The 17190-nt window shown below is 66.2% G+C and carries 10 protein-coding genes; 5 read left to right on the top strand and 5 right to left on the bottom strand.

Features of this window, described 5'->3' with window-relative positions; translation table 11 throughout:
- Positions 1–294 precede the first annotated feature (294 nt).
- From CFP66_RS24165 to CFP66_RS24155, 3 genes are all read right to left on the bottom strand, one after another.
- Complete coding sequence (locus CFP66_RS24165) at positions 295–2544, bottom strand: DUF2357 domain-containing protein (RefSeq protein WP_094927434.1); 2250 nt, start codon at positions 2542–2544, stop codon at positions 295–297.
- A 4-nt stretch (positions 2545–2548) separates the two neighbouring features.
- Positions 2549–4735 (bottom strand): McrB family protein, encoded by a 2187-nt coding sequence (locus CFP66_RS47350; protein WP_143517369.1) that lies wholly within the window; start codon positions 4733–4735, stop codon positions 2549–2551.
- Between the two features lie 420 nt (positions 4736–5155).
- Positions 5156–5944 (bottom strand): DUF4352 domain-containing protein, encoded by a 789-nt coding sequence (locus CFP66_RS24155; RefSeq protein ID WP_094927432.1) that lies wholly within the window; start codon positions 5942–5944, stop codon positions 5156–5158.
- Between the two features lie 209 nt (positions 5945–6153).
- On the opposite strand from CFP66_RS24155, the gene CFP66_RS24150 reads away from it, so the two are divergent.
- The 5 genes from CFP66_RS24150 (at position 6154) to CFP66_RS24130 (ending at position 12446) form a co-directional block, all read left to right on the top strand.
- Positions 6154–8367 (top strand): DEAD/DEAH box helicase, encoded by a 2214-nt coding sequence (locus CFP66_RS24150; protein ID WP_094927431.1) that lies wholly within the window; start codon positions 6154–6156, stop codon positions 8365–8367.
- Between the two features lie 231 nt (positions 8368–8598).
- On the top strand, positions 8599–9018 hold the full coding sequence (locus CFP66_RS24145; protein WP_094927430.1) for a DUF1810 domain-containing protein: 420 nt from the start codon (positions 8599–8601) through the stop codon (positions 9016–9018).
- A 364-nt stretch (positions 9019–9382) separates the two neighbouring features.
- Complete coding sequence (locus CFP66_RS24140; protein WP_094927429.1) at positions 9383–11173, top strand: DUF262 domain-containing protein; 1791 nt, start codon at positions 9383–9385, stop codon at positions 11171–11173.
- 128 nt (positions 11174–11301) lie between these two features.
- Positions 11302–11739 (top strand): hypothetical protein, encoded by a 438-nt coding sequence (locus CFP66_RS24135; protein ID WP_094927428.1) that lies wholly within the window; start codon positions 11302–11304, stop codon positions 11737–11739.
- Positions 11740–11888: 149 nt separating this feature from the next.
- Positions 11889–12446 (top strand): hypothetical protein, encoded by a 558-nt coding sequence (locus tag CFP66_RS24130; RefSeq protein ID WP_143517368.1) that lies wholly within the window; start codon positions 11889–11891, stop codon positions 12444–12446.
- A gap of 592 nt (positions 12447–13038) precedes the next feature.
- On the opposite strand, the gene CFP66_RS24120 is transcribed toward CFP66_RS24130, so the two are convergent.
- Both CFP66_RS24120 and CFP66_RS24115 read right to left on the bottom strand, forming a co-directional pair.
- The gene (locus CFP66_RS24120; RefSeq protein ID WP_094927425.1) at positions 13039–16758 is read right to left on the bottom strand and encodes an AAA domain-containing protein; all 3720 of its coding nucleotides are present in this window, start codon (positions 16756–16758) and stop codon (positions 13039–13041) included.
- Positions 16755–17150 (bottom strand): hypothetical protein, encoded by a 396-nt coding sequence (locus tag CFP66_RS24115; protein WP_094927424.1) that lies wholly within the window; start codon positions 17148–17150, stop codon positions 16755–16757. Before CFP66_RS24115 ends, CFP66_RS24120 begins: the two co-directional genes overlap by 4 nt.
- Between the last annotated feature and the right edge of the window lie 40 nt (positions 17151–17190).

Here is a 17190-nt window from a genome sequence, read left to right as displayed (position 1 = left end):
AATTCTTCGGAGGACGGCCACGGCGGGACTTCGGTGGCCGCCAGGCCTGGACGTCCTCGATCGTCAGGCCCCACTGCTCCAACTGGTGCGACATGAATTGGCCGTAGTGGGCAGCAACTGCGGTTAATTCCTCCGTCGGCGAGGCGCCCCTCGACCATGTGAACCACGGCAATAACCCGCGAAGGCCGGCAAGGTGACCAGCCGGAATTTCAGTGGGCAATGCCTCGACGGCCGCCGTCGTTGTCGAAGCTCGCCCGAGGTGACCGGCTGCCCCTTCGTACTTGGCTGGCCCTATCAGCCCTTCGAGGCGTTGTGCAGCAGGTCCCACCACGAGACAGTGAACGGTGCTCCCCAAGATGCGCCATCTGGCCTCAATGCGCCAAGGTCAAGCCGACGCAGCCACAAGGGCAAATCGACTATCGTGTCGAAGGCCGCGACGAAGTAGAGGCGGCCGCGCGGCTGCGGATAGCCGGATTGCTCCAGCTCGTCTCGATCGATCGCCCGCCATGATCCCGTTCGTCCGAGCGCGACGATCTGCAGACCGCTCGGTGTGTCTTCGTACAGCAGGAGCAGCGGAGCGCTGAGCTCGCGTCCTCCCAGAGTGACGGCGCCGCGTCGGTCGTCCGCGCGTACGTTGTAGCTTCGTGCCTCTTCTATCCACGTCCGCTGTTCCGGACTTCGGATGTATCCAACCAAGACGTCAGTGTCGGCCGGAGGTCGGTCCAGGAAGGGGGCGGGAGAGAAATGGCTCGAAATCGTCGATGTGTCGGAGTTGATAGTTCCGCTCCAGAACCGTTCGCGTTCGTGTCGGCTCGCCTGGTCGCTGACGTGTGTCAGAACATCGGCGAGGAACTGCTCAAGATCGCCGGATCCGCTGGCGTCCTTGTCCATATCCGGCCGAAGAGGAAAGGCTCCAAGTCCCGGGAGTAGCTCGGTGTAGCGTTCGACGCGCACTGGCACGTCGCCCGGGTAAAGTACATACGCACCTGCGGTGCGATGGATTGCGTCCCGGTACGCGTGCATCTTGAGCAAGTCCTCACGCCTGCTCCGTGCGAGCGCCCCCGAGGTATTAGCTCCGTCTGCCTGTGCCACTTGCTCGACGCCTCTGTCGCTAGTCAGCTGTTCGACAAGGTGTTCAACGCGGTATTTTGCGTCGAAATGAAGCCACATGTCGAGTGCGCCGTGATGACGTGGGAGGTCGGAGACCGGTCGGATATGGAGTGAGCAGTCGGGGCGCATGGCACGCGTCCACGATCCGTCGCTGGAGATTCCGTCTTTTGTCTCGGAGAACTGGCGATTGAAGTAAAGTTCAATCTCGAGATCGCGGCCGTGGCGCTGCACCTTCCAGCGGATAGCTGAAGAGGGTCCGGTGCGGAGGGTCAGCGACAGGCCGTTGCCTCGTGGCGAGAACGCGTGTGCGGTCTTAGGGTCATCGCACACTCTACCGACAATATCCGCGAGAACGAGGTAGCACCAGAATTCGTAGAGCGTTGCGATGTTCCGTTGGGACGCACTGTAGACGTCGTCGATACTCGCGTGCTCGAACACGAGTGCCGGTGCGGTCTCAATGAGAGCGAACATGCGGAACAGCTGACGATAGCCGTCGCGCTTCAAGAGCACCTGGTTGCTAGTCGGAATCTGGGTGAGTCGACCAACGCCCCGGAAGAGATCGTGGCCGAGCAGCTCGTCAAGTAGCTCGACGACACTGCTGGCTGCGGCGCGGCCACGCTTCGTCGGCCCCGGCGTCACGGTACTTGGTTGCCCGAGAACGTCGAGCATTTGCATGGCCATGTCACGCCACCGCTCCATCGCGTACTTCACGAACCGATTCGCCATAGTATCGTACGTCGCCTCGTGCCGCTCGAGCGGAAGATGACGGGGAAGGGTGCGCAGAGCTCCTCGCCCTACTCGCCACGGCCGACGTGCTCCCGGTGTCGTAAGAGCACGGCCAAATGCCGATCCGGATGGGTAGCCCGTTCCGGAAGGCCGCAGCTCTGTCTCGGATTCCCAGCCGCGGTCGGGCTGGTGCAGCACACGGGCCACGGCCGCAGTGAATTCGTCGGATTCAAGTCGCGCCTCTAGCAGAGCGAATTTATTGTAGAGCAGCTCCGCTGGTAGGTCGGACGGCTCCAGCACGAGGCTCGCTGGAGCAAATCCCTGCAGCACCGCCTCAGCCGCGTGTTCGGCGATGTCTTCAAGCATCCGACGGTACTCCCGCGTCTGCTCCAGCTTGGTGGGCGCGACATCAATATCGCCTCGGAGTACGTCGCCAGCGGCCGTCTCCACTGCAATGGTCAGCCGGCCTACTGATTGTGCAGGACGCAGCCGTCCCCGCTTGCCGGTCTCGTCATCGGGGTCGAAGAGCTCGCTAGGCTCAAGCATGATCGAGCCATCGACATCAATAATCTCGTACGTGTAGATGGACGCCTCACGAAGCGCGCCGCCCATCAGGGTGAACTTGTGCGGAAGGTCAGCAACGACCAGCGCGCCGCACCTGGCGCCTGAGCTGTCGCAGAGGATGACTCTAACGGTTCGCGCCAACACTCGATTACTCCGTGAAGCTAACAAATTGGTTGGCGCGGAGGGCGCCGAGCATCCGCCTGAGCTTGCTATGCGTGACGGGCAGGCGCGGAGCCGCTTCTGATCCGTCAGAAACGGCGAGAAGTTTCGTTAGAACATTCTCGATCCTTCTGCGGGATCCGTTGACCTTGGGGAGGAGCTTCTGCATGACGATCAAGTCGGTGGCATTGTCGATATCGTCGTCGCCGGTTGCGGCGTAGAAGGCAGCGAAACGCAGACTCTCATAGAAGGTCCGGTGTCCGAACTCGAGGTCGGCTTCTGCAAGGATGGCATGCAGGTTACGCAGCGTATCCACGATCGATTCTTGCTCGGGGTGCGGGTTCTGTCTGTGCCAATCGTCGTCCGCTGCAAGGTCGCAGACCGCTCGCAGTACCGTGCTGGGGGCTGCCGCCGCAGCGGAAGGGCGTCCGAGCTCTGGGTCGAGCGTTGCTGCGTCTACCCGAAACTCGAACGTTGAGGCTCGATCGAGAACTTTCGGCGAGAACATGTATGTCGTCTCATCGATGTTTACAGTACCCACAACAAAAAGATTGCGTGGCAGCGGAAGTCTAGTTCCGGAGCTGCTCCGTGTGCTCCAGTCGCCGCGCCCATCGTCCTGAACAAGATCAGGCAGTAATCCTTTTCGTGATTCGATCCCGGAGAGGAAGTCGGCGAAGTATCGCTCGACGTGTGCCAGGTTCATCTCGTCGAGGATGAGTAGGTAGGGATGCGTTGGCTCAGCTGTGGCTCGCAGGATGAAGCTGAGTGCCTCGGGGACGAACCAGACTGGTCGGCTAGCATCTGCGCTGCGTAGTGCATCCTCGAATCCGAACAATGCCTCCGGTCCGGTCCAATCCGGTCGGACCGGCAATATCAATGAGCGCGGCCGTCCTGAATCGTCCTGGCCGAACCACTCGCCCAGCCGCATAGCTACCTGAGTCTTCCCCGATCCGGATAGGCCAGTGAGGATGACGAAGGGCTTGGCTAGCAGGCTGCTAATGAACGAGCGGATGAGGTTGGATGATCCAAACTTTAGTCCCGCGGTGCTAACGGCCGACGCGAATAGATCGTGGAGATCGTGCGGAGTTACCGCCGTGACCGATGGCACCGGTGTTATGTCGACGTACTCATCAAGAATTGTCCGGAGTTCGGGAAACCTATCGGCCAATTCTCCGGTGAGCGCGTCGTCCACTCGGTACAGGTAGCCTTGCTGAACAGAGCCAACGGACGTGAACGGCCCTGACTTCGGTACTCGAACCTGCTCAGGGATCGAGGCGAGTGCGATAGGAACGTTGAGCTCTCGGTATTGAGTATGGATGATTCGTCCGTCACGCTGCCATGAATCCGAATCAAGAGGGTTCTCTGCAGGCCGTGCGGTGGATTGGGCAATGCTAGTGGCGCGGAGAAAGCTGTTGCTATAGTGCAAGATAACGTCCCCGGGTGCGACATTGTCCATCGCGTCCCAGTGCCTCTGTGGCCGCCCAGCCTTGTCTCGGAGTGGGGCCCATATGAACTGCTCGTCGCGTGCCCTCCCGTAGGACTCTCCCTGATTTACCCACCAGACATTTGCCTTTGCAAGTCGCCGATCGAAAGATCGGGTAGTGGTCGTGAGAAGAGTATCTCCCTCATTGGTTACTTCACCGCTCGCGCTGATGAACCTGGCTTCCTCGAGTAGCGCTCGGTACCGTGCCCCCTGTGATTCGAACGTGCGGTCCGCCCGCCACTGTTCGGAGTGGCTTGCGTGTGCGAGAGCGCGTCCGAACTGGTGTGCCCCTGGAAACGTTCCATGGCTGATGAGATCGTGGTACACAGCTAGCGCAAGTTGTGTATCTCGTGCCAGTGCGCGGTCCCCATCGGCGAGCAACGCGCGCAGGACAGCCGCTTGTGCATCAGTAACGGTCCACGGGTCGTCGTCCCTCTGGGCAGCTACGAAGGTGTGGCCCGCGGGCGTGAGTGAGTAGGTCCTCCCGGCTTCGTCGACCAAGCCAACGAGCCAGGCGAAGCGCAGGAGGTCCTGAGCACGGTCAGTGGGGTTCCGATGCTGGCGATCGCTCTTGAAAAGGCGCTCGGCGTCGGCGCCGTCCAGCAGTTCGTCAATCCTTGCTGGTCCGCGGACCTCGAGCCGTTGCAGCAGGAGATTGGCATAGCTGAGGCGGAGCGCAGGGATGGCTTGCACCTGGCGAGGCTATCGTTCTGGGCTGCAATGACTAGCTCGACGCGACGGGCCGGAGAGGGTCTCGTGCACGGCTGGTCCACCGACGGCATCAGCGGATCGCCAAGGTTAGTGCCAGTGGGGACGTTGCGTCTGCGACGTCTGCGCGCAGCAGCGCGTGCAGGTCCTCGTTCATCTGAGACCCGACGAAAGCTTACTCGACTAGTCGGGGGCCGCCGGCCTGCTGACCCGGTGATCAAATCGCGTCCTCGCCGAGGGGAGACCCCGCTCGTCTGGCAGCGCCTGCTGCGCGTGCGCAGACCGCGGGCGGACGGCCGCTGCGCCTTGTGCTCCCTCGGCGCCGGCCACGGCCGCCCGCACTGGCCGTGCCGACTCCATGTCGTCGCGGGCTCCGCCGCCGCGCTCGTACGGGATGCGGCCCGATCAGCCCGCGAGTGAGACGAGCGCGCCGCCGGAGAACATCGACTCGTGCAGCTCGATGGCCGTCGGGGAGAGACCCTCCGGGACGTCGAAGACGAGCACGCCGTCGACGCTGTTGCCGGGGTTGATCTCGGTGAAGAACGACTCGCTGTCCGGCACGTTCATCAGCGCCGCGGAGCTGTCGGCCTCGAACTCGCGGCCCTGCGCGTCGAGCAGCGTCTGGTTGCCACCCAGGAACGTCGCCGCCTCGGTACCGGTGTTCGTCACGGTGACGTCCACCAGCACGTAGCTGCCTTGCGCCTCCGTGCGGAGGAAGCTCTCCCCGAGGGCCTGGATACCGGTCTTCACGTCGGTGACGGTGAACGTGAAGAAACCGTCCTGCACCGTGTCGCCGATGCCGGCGGAGGCCGCCGGCGCGATCTGGACGCCCCCCGGAGCCTGCGCCGAAGTCCCGAGCGGCGTCGGCGAAGTCGTCGAGAGAGCCGCGCTGAACGCGGCCGCGTACAGGATGCAGATCAGGAGGCCGATCACCGCGCAGACGAGGCCGGCGATCGTCAGGCCCTTGTTCGTCGCCCGGCCGCTACGTACCTTGGAGAGACCGATTCCCGCGAACACCAGAGCCAGCAGGACCAGCGGCCAGGCGATCACCCCGATCAGCGGGATGAACGAGAACAGCAGTCCGAGCAGACCGAGCACGAAGCCCGCAGTCCCGAGCCCGTTCTGCGGGGGCGGGGGCGGGGGCGCGTAGTACCCGGGGCCCACCGGCGGGTACTGAGGCATGTACTGGGTCACGTGAGGCCTTCCGGGTTGAGATCGTCGGGCAGGCATTCGCTCCCGGGCGGCCGTCCGTTAGCGCTCGATGATCGCGCTGCCCCGTTCAGGTGGTCCCGCGCTCATCTCGTGACGTCCGCGGCCGCGCGATCGATCAACGGAGCGGGTCACGGGAGACGGGAGCATCGGATGCAGGCAGTGCCCACGGGTCCGCGGGCGACGACCGGCCGATGAACCAGGATCACCGGGAAGCCGCACGTGGGAAGGTCGGTTCTGCCGCCGAGGCGACGATCGCCGCCGTCCGGGACTTCGCCGAGCGCGCGGGCGCGCTGCTTACCGCTCCGCAGGCCCTCCGTGACAGCGCCCGTCACCAGATCGAGATCCTCAACGGGGACCGGGTCGCCGCCCGGCTGCGCGAGACGCCGCTCCTGGCACTCAAGGAGGTCGCCGGCCGCGGCGTGCGGCTCGGGGCGTTGGAGCAGCACGGCTTCCGGACCGTCGCCGACGTCCTGAACGCGCACGACCATCGGCTCCAGCAGGTGCCGGGCGTCGGGCAGACCACGGTGCTGGAGGTCAAGCGCGCCGCGCGGACGGTCGCGGTGCAGGTCCATCAGGACGTCCGGTTCCGCTTCGACCCGGACCGTCGCGATCCCGCGCAGACCCAGCTGCTCGCCACCCTCGCCGCCGTGCGGTCCGCGGACTCCGCGGCGACGGCGCTGCACCAGCCCCTCCAGCAGTTCCGCGGCCAGGTCGCGCCCCTGGTGGCCGATGCGGAGCGTGCCGGCAGCCGCTGGTCGATGTTCTTCTCGCGCCGGTCCAAGAAGGACGCGGCGCTCGACGCGTTGGCCCGGCTCGACGCGATCCTGGCGGACCCGCAGGTGCGCGGCCTGCAGAAGGCTGTGCACGCGCGCGAGCAGACGGTCGACCCGCGCAGCTACGAGCCGGGGCAGCTCTGGCGCGAGTACCTGTCCGACGCGGCGTCGGTCAACGCCGTGCTCTCGACCATCGGCGGCACCGGCACGGTCGAGGACGAGGAGGCGGCGCGCGGGTTCGTCCCCGAGGAGCTGCGGCAACGGATCAGCGCCATCCCGCTGGACACGACGATGCTGACCTCCACGCTGCGCGGCTACCAGGTCTTCGGCGCGCAGTACGCGATCCATCAGGAGCGCTCGATCCTCGGTGACGAGATGGGGTTGGGGAAGACCATCCAGGCGCTCGCCGTCCTCGCCCACCTCGCGGCGAAAGGGCAGCGGCGGTTCCTCGTCGTGTGCCCGGCCAGCGTCCAGATCAACTGGTTGAACGAGACCGCCAAGCACAGCGCGCTGGCCGCCCACAGCCTGCACGGCGCCGACCGGGACGCGACCGGCCGCCGGTGGGTGCGGGAAGGCGGGTTGGCGGTCACGACGTTCGGCACGCTGGCACGCCTGCCGGCCGATGTGCGCGACGCGGACGTCGCGATGCTGGTCGTCGACGAGGCGCACTACGTGAAGAACCCCGACGCGGCACGCTCGCAGGCGGTGCGCGCGGCTGTGCAGGGGTCCCAGCGGGCACTCTTCCTCACGGGTACGCCGATGGAGAACCGCGTCGAGGAGTTCCGCACGCTCGTCGGGTACCTGCAGCCGGCCGTCGCGCGGCGGGTCGACGCGGCCGACGCCGTCGCCGGCGCGAAGGCGTTCCGCCGCGCGGTTGCGCCCGTCTACCTGCGACGCAACCAGGAGGACGTGCTCACCGAGCTGCCCGACAAGATCGAGACGGAGTCCTGGGTGCAGCTCAGCGACACCGACGAGGCGAAGTACGAGTCGGCGGTCTCCGGGCGGAACCTGATGGCGATGCGGCAGGCGCCCTTCAGCTCGCCCGGCTCGGCCAAGCTCGAACGGCTCAAGGACATCGTCGAGGAGGCCGCCGAGGACGGGATGAAGGTCGTGGTCTTCTCCTACTTCCTCGGGACCCTCGAGCTGATCCAGGGCGCGCTCGGGTCGGCCGTCGTCGGGACGATCACGGGTGCGGTGCCGCCGCAGGCCCGCCAGCAGATCGTGGACGAGTTCACCGCGCGGCCCGGGCACGCCGTCCTGCTCGGGCAGATCGAGGCCGGCGGCGTCGGGATCAACATCCAGGCGGCGTCGGTGGTGATCCTCACCGAGCCGCAGTGGAAGCCGAGCACGGAGGAGCAGGCGATCGCCCGTGCGCACCGGATGGGGCAGGTGCGCACGGTGCAGGTCCACCGGCTGCTGGCCAAGGACTGCATCGACGAGCGGATCTGCGAGATCCAGCAGGGCAAGCGGCTGCTGTTCGACGCCTTCGCACGCAAGAGCGAGGCCAAGGATGCCGACCTGCGGGCGGTGGACGCGTCGGAGCACCGGCCGGAGGTGCTCGACGACGAGTCGGTGCCGGTGGGGCAGCGGGTCTTGGCGGCCGAGCGGCACCGGATGGGGCTCGACCGGTAGCAGCCGAACCGGCCCTACGCGGTTCAGGGGAACCGCTCCCTCGCTGCTCCGCTCGCCGAACGGGCTGCGCTCGTTCCCTCGCCGAGCGTTCGTACCGTGAGTGGTCCGGTGGCCGCCGGATACGCCTCCGCGCCGAGCCGACATCGATGGTGGAGCATCTGTCGACGACTGCGCGGACGTGAAGCGGGGTGACCCGCGCGCTCGCGGACGTGACGACCGGAGGCCGAGCAGATGAGCGACCCGTACGACCTCGAACGGTTCGTCGACGCCCAGGACGGCGTCTACGAGGTGGCTCTGTCCAAGCTGCGCCGCGGGCGTAAGACCGGTCACTGGATGTGGTTCGTATTTCCGCAGATCGAGGGCGTCGGGTACAGCCCGATGGCGCAGCAGTATGCGATCTCCGGGCTCGACGAGGCTCGCGGCTACGTGGCGCACCCGGTCCTCGGGCCGCGGCTGGTCGAGTGCGCGAGGGTCGTCGCCGGCACGACCGGCCGGACTGCGCACGAGATCTTCGGCTCGCCCGACGACCTGAAGCTGCGCTCGTCGATGACACTGTTCGCCCGCGCGGCTCCGGACAGGGCGGAGTTCCAGCACGTGCTGGACCGCTACTTCGACGGGGAGCTCGACGAGCGAACGCTCGAGCGGTTGTGAGCAGCCCCATTGCCCCATTAGAAGCGCATTCGTGCGTCACGACCCGCAATCACGGACTACTTCCACGGTGGATCCAGGCTGAGCCGAGCGGCTCACCACCACGCCTACGAACTGGCCCCAACCGGGGCCGAGCTGAGACCTGGCATCCCGAGGTTCTCGCCCTCGCCCTCGCCCGCGATCTCGACCAGCGTCGGGACGTAGGAAGCACCGAGGCACGTCCAACCGGACGCGCGGCTACTCCAGCTCGCGCTGCGAAACCGGCCGCAACGCTGTCCACATCGTCGGCTACCGGGCGAGGGATGATCCGCGATCGGACGTCCCGGGGGTCCCCGCTAGCGTGTCCCCGAACAAGCGAGGAGCAGCGATGGCGAAGTACTCGGTAACACAGTCCGCGGTCACACAGCTGTTGGCGGACGTGATGAGTGACCGGATCGCGATCCCAGAACTCCAGCGGCCGTTCGTCTGGGACAGCGTGAAGGTTCGAGACCTGATGGACTCGCTCTACAAGGGCTACCCCGTCGGATACCTGATCACGTGGCAGTCGGTCGGCGCCAAGCTCAAAGGCGGCCAGGTCGCGGCGCACCAGCAGATTCTTATCGATGGCCAGCAGCGAATCACGGCACTCCGCGCCGCCGTGGCCGGCCTCAAGGTGATCAACAAGAGGTACAAGGCTGTACGGATCACGATCGCCTTCAACCCGATCACCGAGGAGTTCGCGACGACGACCCCAGTGATCCGTAAGAACCCGCAGTGGATCGCCGACATCAGCGAATACTTCAACTCCGAGTCGCCGCTGTCCTTCGCTCGCGAGTACCTGGAACGAAACCCCGACGTCGATGCCAAGACCTTCGAAACCAACCTCGCCCACCTCGGTCGCATCCAGAACGCACAGATCGGCATCATCGGGCTCGCCGACGACCTCGACGTCGAGACCGTCTCGGAGATCTTCATCAGGATCAACTCCAAGGGTGTCCCGCTGAGCAGTGCCGACTTCGCCATGAGCAAGATCGCCACGTATGGCGACCGCGGCCGCAACCTGCGCAAGCTTATCGACTACTTCTGCCACCTCGCCGTGGCGCCGCACGCATACGCCGACATCGAAGAGAACGACCGCGAGTTCGCGGATACGTCCTACCTCAAGGCGATCAGCTGGCTCAAGGACGAGGCCGAGGACTTATACGACCCGGCCTACAGCGACGTCATCCGCGTGGCCGGTCTCGTGGGCTTCAGCCGAGGAAAGGCATCAAGCATCGTCAGCGAGCTGTCAGGACGCGATCCCGAGACCCGGAAGGTCGACGAGGAGCGGATCCCCGCCGCCTACGACAAGCTCGAGCGGGCACTTCTCCAGATCGTCAGCAACTACCACTTCGACAACTTCCTGATGCTCATCAAGTCCGCAGGCTTCATCACGCCTGGCATGGTGAACTCAAAGAACGCACTCAACTTTGCCTACGCGCTATATCTTCGCCTCCGACAAGACAAGGAGATGAGCGAGGGCGAACGGAAGCAGATCGTGAAGCGCTGGTTCGTCATGTCGATGCTCACCGGCCGACACTCCGGGAGCTTCGAGTCGACCTGGGAGCAGGACATCCGACGGATCGGCGAACAGGGTCCGGCGAACTACCTCAAGCAAGTCGAGGAATCCGAGCTGTCCGACGCCTTCTGGGCCGTGACCCTCCCCACCGACTTGGAAACGACGAGCACGATCAGTCCGTTCTTCCAGACCTTCCTCGCCGCGCAGGTAGCGAACAACGCCCGCGGCTTCCTCTCCAAGAGCATCACAGTCGCGTCGATGACCCAGCAGTCCGGCGACATCCACCACATTGTCCCCAAAGACTACCTGCAGAAGAACGGCTACCCCGACCGCGGCGACTACAACCAGGTCGCGAACTTCGCACTCACCGAGACGTCGATCAACATCAGTATCAGCAACAGGCCGCCGGCGCAGTACATGGCTGCGATCGCCACACAAATCGGGACCGGCACCCTAACGCTCGGCGAGATCACCACCGCCGATGACCTCGTCGTCAACCTCGCAGAGAACGCCATCCCGGCTAACCTCGGTGAAGTCACGGCAGGCAGCTACCAGGAGTTCCTCGCCAAGCGGCGCAAGCTGATGGCAGCAATCATCCGCGACTACTACCAGGCACTCTGACGCTCGCTGCTCCACCTCACCGCCCGAACAGACCTCACGGGCGGCGACCACCGATGACCAAGGGAGGTGCTCGACGCCCTGCCGGCCCGTAGGGCGGCGGCAGCGGTGGCGGCCGCCCTCGACGAGTGGTGACGGCCGAGGGCTCGATCCACCTCGACCGGCTCGCACGTCTGGTCGCGAACGGGTTCGGGCTGAGCCGGGTGGCGACCTCGCGGAGGGAGGCGATCCTGCGGCACCTTCCGCCGGGGCTGCGCCGTGAGTCGTTCGAACCGGTCGTCTGGCCCGCGGCGAGGGTGCCCGAAGCGTGGACCGGGTACCGGCGCCCGCCGGAGGGAGTCGAGTGCCCGCCCGAGGAAATCCCGCTGCGGGAGTTCGTCAACGCGATGGTGGGGGTGTCGCGGGCGGCGGCCGGTGCCGAGCGCAGGGACCTGTATCGGGAGGTCCTGGCGGTGTTCGAGTGGAAGCGGCGGATCGCCGGGGTGACCGAGCGCCTGGACGTCGCGCTCGACCTCAGCGTGCGCACCGCGCGGCTCCGGTTCGAGGGCGAGCTGGTCGTCGTTCGCTGACGTTCGGGGTCCGGGGCGAGTGTCTCGGCCAGTCGGCGACGAATGCCTTGAGCCGTTCGTGTGGTCGTCCACCGGGGCTGTGACGCGAGGCGCCGGAATACCGATCAAGGCACGGGACATCGGGGTGGATCTGACGAACGGAACATCGGATGACAGCAGAGTGGGGCACCGAACGGCCGCCGCGGCGGAGCATCGCGCTCCCGGCACTACGCAGGCCGGCCACGCAGCCGTCCGCGGGCGTCTCCGCGAAACCGAGCAGTGCCGAGGTGGCAGCCGCCGGGCGGGCGGCAGTGACCCGGGCGGTCGAGTACCGCGGCGGCACAGTGCGGGAGGTCCGCAACGGCCGACGGACCGAGCTCCTGGTCCAGACGCCGACCGGACGGCGGCGGGTCCGGGTGCTCACCCGGCGCCGGGGCGATTGGCAGACCAGCATCCGCGAGGGTGCCAACCCGGCGCCGCGGGCGAACGCGGTGTGGGCGTTCGTCGACCTCGCGAGCGGCGCGACCAGGTACTACGTGGCGCCGGAGCCGTGGGTCGTGAACGACATCCGCAGGGAGCACGAGGACTACCTGGCACGCAACGGCGGGCAGCGAGCGGTGACGAAGGACTCGGAGCACCACGGGATCAAGACCGCCAGGATGGAGTGCTGGCTGGGGCGGTGGGACCTGCTCGGGTTGGCGGACCCCGAGGACGCAGATGCGGGGTGACGTTGGCGCCGCGATGGCCGCTCTCGCTGAGTACCGCCCGGTCTTCCACTCCGAAGCGGACCGCCAGCATGCCCTCGTGTGGCAGCTGCAGAAGGCCGATCCGGCTGCTCGCATCCGCCTGGCAGCGGCGGGATACGGGCGGCGACGATCGAGCCGAGGTACCTGGTCCGCCGGTTCCAGGGGAAATCGACGGCGAGCAGTTCGACCTGCCCGACCAGTCGCCACACGACATCAACCGCTACGACGTGATCAAGGCGGTGGTGCGGACGGAGTCCTTCGTCGCCGAGGCATCGTGGACACCGACGTCGTCGTGTTAACCAACGACCCGGCGTACTGGCGTCCCGAGCCGGCCACCGGAACGAACGACGCGCACTTGCGCCTCCACGAGGGCCGCGTGCTCGAGGGCGCGCTGGGCTGGGAGTGGGCCGGGCGCGGGATGACCAAGGGGCGGGAGGACGCGCTGGTGCTGAGCGGCGGGTACAGCTGCGGTCCGGCAGGACTGCACAGTGTTGGGATCTCCAAGGCCCTTAGCGCGCGCACGTCCGCGGGCTGTTGTCGATCGTGCTCGGACGGTGCCGGGCAAGCGGAAATCTCACCGAACGTCAAACAACCTCCACGCCGGGAACCGCACGGCTGCGCGCCGCGAATCCGCGCTGTCCAACAGCTCCCGCCGGCGCAACATCAGCTGGAGAAGGCGGGATCCATTGGTGTCATCGTGCGAGGCCCGGTCGAGCAGGACTGCGTGGCTGCTGCCGTCGGCGCTCTGCACGAGCGCGTCGGCCCGGTGGCCGTTGATTCGCTCTCCGAGCGTGACCGTCTGCCCGTTCTCCAAGGACAGGGCCTGGTAAAGACGCTGCAGCAAGCCGTCTGCGTCGTCGCTCGACGTGGCTCGGGATCCGTGGTCGTCAGCGGCTTCGAACAGCTTGGCGGCGACTCCACCCCGTGCGCTCCACAGCTCCGCGTCGCCCACGACGATGAGGTGGGTGCGAGCTCGGGTGATGGCGACGTTCCAGAGGTTCAATTGCTGGTCGACCCAGCCGATCGCTCCTGTGTGCATTCCAGTACCGGCGACGAGCGAGAAGATCATGACGTCGCGTTCGCCGCCCTGGAAGGTGTGCACAGTGCCGACGCGGACTTGATTCTCATCGTGCTGCCGAAGCTGGTCGGACAGCGCGTCGGCCTGGGCTTTGAAGGGGGTCACCACCCCGATCGTCGCCTCGGCAGGTAGATGATCCACCAGGCGAGCGACGAGGGTTCCCACGTGGCTCACCTCGTCCTCATTGACCCACGAACCGCCGGAGCGGGGACGCGCCGCCCGTCCTGCGACGTTGCGCCAGGAGATCGGGCGCAGCGGGAGGGAGGGTCGATCGCGGGTGTCTGTGAGGACCGTGAGCGCGCCGTCGTAGAAGAGCTCGTTCGACACGGCGATGATCGCTGGATGGCAGCGGAAGTGCTCATCGAGGAGCCGGCTTCCGCCGACGGAGTGCTCGGCCGCATGGAAGGCCGAATGCCGGCGGAAAGCGAGGCGGTGTTTCTCCAGCCAGTCCGCGCGCAGGCTGACATCGCGTCGAATCATCCCTTCCTTGGCCGGGCTGATCTTGGTGATGTGAGACAGTTGCATGACATCACCGATGATCAAGGCACGTCGGGCTCGGAAGAGCAGGGGCAGAACGTGCGGGATGGCGCACTGGCTCGCCTCGTCGACTATCACGAGATCGAAGAGGGCCGGCTCGGGTGGAAAGCGCCGCGCCGAGTGGCAGGTGACCGCCCAGGCCGGTGCCGCGGGGAACGCGCTCGGTGCGCGGCCGCGTCCGAGCACCTCCTTCACCGCGAACCAATCGCTGCGGTCGGCGTCCCGCGCGCCCTGAAGACCGAGAATTCGGCGAGCCCCGTCGCGGGCGTTCGTCCGAATCACGGACTCCAGGAGATCCCGAGATGCCGCCCGGACCTGAACCTGCGCGGTCGCGAGGGCAGCGGCGAGCTCGCGGTCCCGATCGTGTTCGCCGCGTCCTCGAGCTGCTCGCCAGGCCGACTCTGCTGCTGCGAAGTCGGCGAGTGCACGGCATCTCGGGACCAGGTCGCCCTCGGACCGGGGAACCGCGAGCGAATCCAGGAACCATCTGCGCCGTAGCGCTCCGAAGAAGCGGGCGCTAGCCAGCCGTCTCGCCTTGACAGCCACACGACCTGGGTCAGGCAGGAGCCGGATGAGGTCTGCTACCGGCAACTGGAGCGTCGAGGCATGCATCTCCCGCGCTTCGCCGGTCCGGCGCAGAGTCTGCTCGTCGGCCGCGATCTGGGCGAGCTCCTGGTGGGTGCGTTGCAGGTGACCATGAGCCATGTCCACCCGCGCCGCGGCTGTGGGGATGTTGTGTGTGGGCGCCGGCACCGCGTGAAGTGTTCTGAGGCCGGCACCTTCGGTTTCGGTGTAGTCCCGCTCTCCGCCGGCGGAACCGGTGCGCACCATGCTGCCTGGGACGAGCTTCTCGCACCGTCGCCAGACCTCGTCCACTGCGCCGTTGTTGGTCGAGGCAACGAGAACAGTTTGGCCGTTCGCGACCGCGGTGGCAACCACGTTGGCCACGAGCTGGCTCTTACCGGTGCCTGGCGGGCCGGTCGCGACGGTGATGCGGCGGGTCATGGTTGAGTAGATGACCTCGCTCTGCGCCTCGTTACTGGCGAGCGGAGTGACGGGACGCGCGGGTGGCGGCTCGCTGTGCGCGAGGGCCTCGGCGCGTTCCGCCGGATCGGGGGAGAGAGCGCCGAGTGCCGTCGAGCGGATGTGCGTGGCTCGCTGTGCGATGTCGGCGAGGTCGTCGATGAGCTTCTTCGACGCCCTGTTGTTGCGCGGGGCGAGGAAGAGCACTGCGACGTTTCGGGCGCCATGACCGGGCGTGCGGACGTCGATCTGATCGTCGAGCTGCTCGGGACGAAGCTCCTGCACGCAGGGCAGCTCGAACTCGTTCATGAGGAGGTTGCTCGCGTCGGCTGCCATGCGATCGTGCTGGCCGCCGTGCCAGCTCGACTGGTATGTGTCGATCAGCTGCGCCGCTTCCTCCTTGCCCAACCAGCTCTCGGCCAGACGTGGGTGAGGTTGGACCGGGCCGTAGGGCTGCAAACGGACCTCGCCGCCGGTGTCGACGAGCTCGACGCGGCGCACGAGGAGTGGCGCAAACTTCGGTTGATGCCACGGCCGACCGTCGCGTGGCCCGGTGAGGACCACGGATGGGTACCCGGCCCAGAGCTCGGCGTCCTGCTCGGCCATCGCGTCGACGAGCGGAAGCGCCTCAGGGGGAAGGGCAGTGCAGCCGTCATCGTCCACCTCGCCGCTCAGGAGGCGCTCGAACCCTCGGAGGCAGGTGTAGGAGGTGGCGTGCGGCGACACAGTCATCAGCGAGGGCTCGGTGCCGTCAGCGAGCAGACAGTCCCGGTAGTAGTTCAGCAGGCTGGTCCACGGCGGCTGCTCCGTTCTTGAGGGCGGCGCAGTACTGAGCTCACCCGCAGACCGCTGGTTGAACGGAGCGAGAACCGGGGCGCTGCCGAGGGGGCAGGCCGCGATGATGATGCGGTCGTCGACACCATGCGTCGACTGAACTGGAACCTGGCGCGCGCCGCCATGTCGCATGCGTCGGTTGACGTAGTCGAACAGGTCGCTCATCGACACATCGCCACTGTCGTCCTTGCCGACTTTCCCGGTCCGTAGCGCCTCGACCACCTCGCCCGTGAAGTCGGACGGCCGTACGTTCGCGGGGCCCGCTTCGGCGGCGTAGGAGAGTTCGCCCGCGCGTGACGACGACAGTACGAAGACCCCGCGGCTGGTGAGCGGTGAGGCAGTGCCGGATTTCGCCACTACCGGGGCTTCTCTGTCGGACGCGCGCAGACCCACAGCGAAGCCGCCGCTCTGACAGCAGTCGATCATCACGACCTTCTGTGAGGCCCAGGAATCTTCGAGCACCTCGTTGACGAAACCGGCGCCCACTCCAGTGTCGGCGACGCGGTCGAAGTCGGTGTCTGTGGCTACGAAGTAGAACTCGCCGCCTACCCGGCTCACCCGTTGACCGTGTCCGGAAACATATAGAACGGCCAGTTCGCCATCCTCGCACCCTGCGAGAAAATCGGTAATTGACTGCCGCATCTCGTCGGCGGTCAGATCAGCGAGGACAGTGGCGGAAACGAAGCTGCCGATGTTGCGGTGCAGCAGGATCTGGCTTAGCGCCCAGGTATCGACCTGGGTCGACGGCAAAGAGGGGAAGCGGCCGTCATCGTAGCGCGCGTTACCGATCAGCAGGGCCTTACGCCGGATCAGCCGGGTCATTCGGGCTCCTTGTCTTTCACGCCGGCGCTCACCTGGCTGAGGAATTCGTGGACCATCCGCTCCTGCGTCGCGTGTGGGCGGCCTGTGATCGTGATGGAGTTCTTCCCTCGTGCAACGGTCACCGTGCGGTGCTGGTCCCTGGCGCACCATGCCTTAATCAGGGCGATCAGAACGGGTGAGGCAGGAAGTGCTGCCGCCGCCCATAGTGCTACATCGCCGATGCCTGCACCTTTCTGGCCAGCTTCGATCGCCCCTGTCTCGGTCTCGAACCCGACCTCGATTTCTTCTGCCGTATGCAGTGCCGAGTGCAAGTCGCGGGTCAGTCGCTCCTGTCGCAGCGTGTCTCCGCCGGTCGGCACGACAATGTGCCACCGGATCCCCTCGTCATGCATTGACTGCTCCTTGGAATCGGACGCGTTCGAACTTGATACA

It is taken from the genome of Pseudonocardia sp. MH-G8, assembly GCF_002262885.1.
Taxonomy (GTDB): Bacteria; Actinomycetota; Actinomycetes; order Mycobacteriales; family Pseudonocardiaceae; genus Pseudonocardia.
Note: the sequence above shows the minus strand (reverse complement) of the source record. Positions and strands in the feature narration are given on the sequence as shown.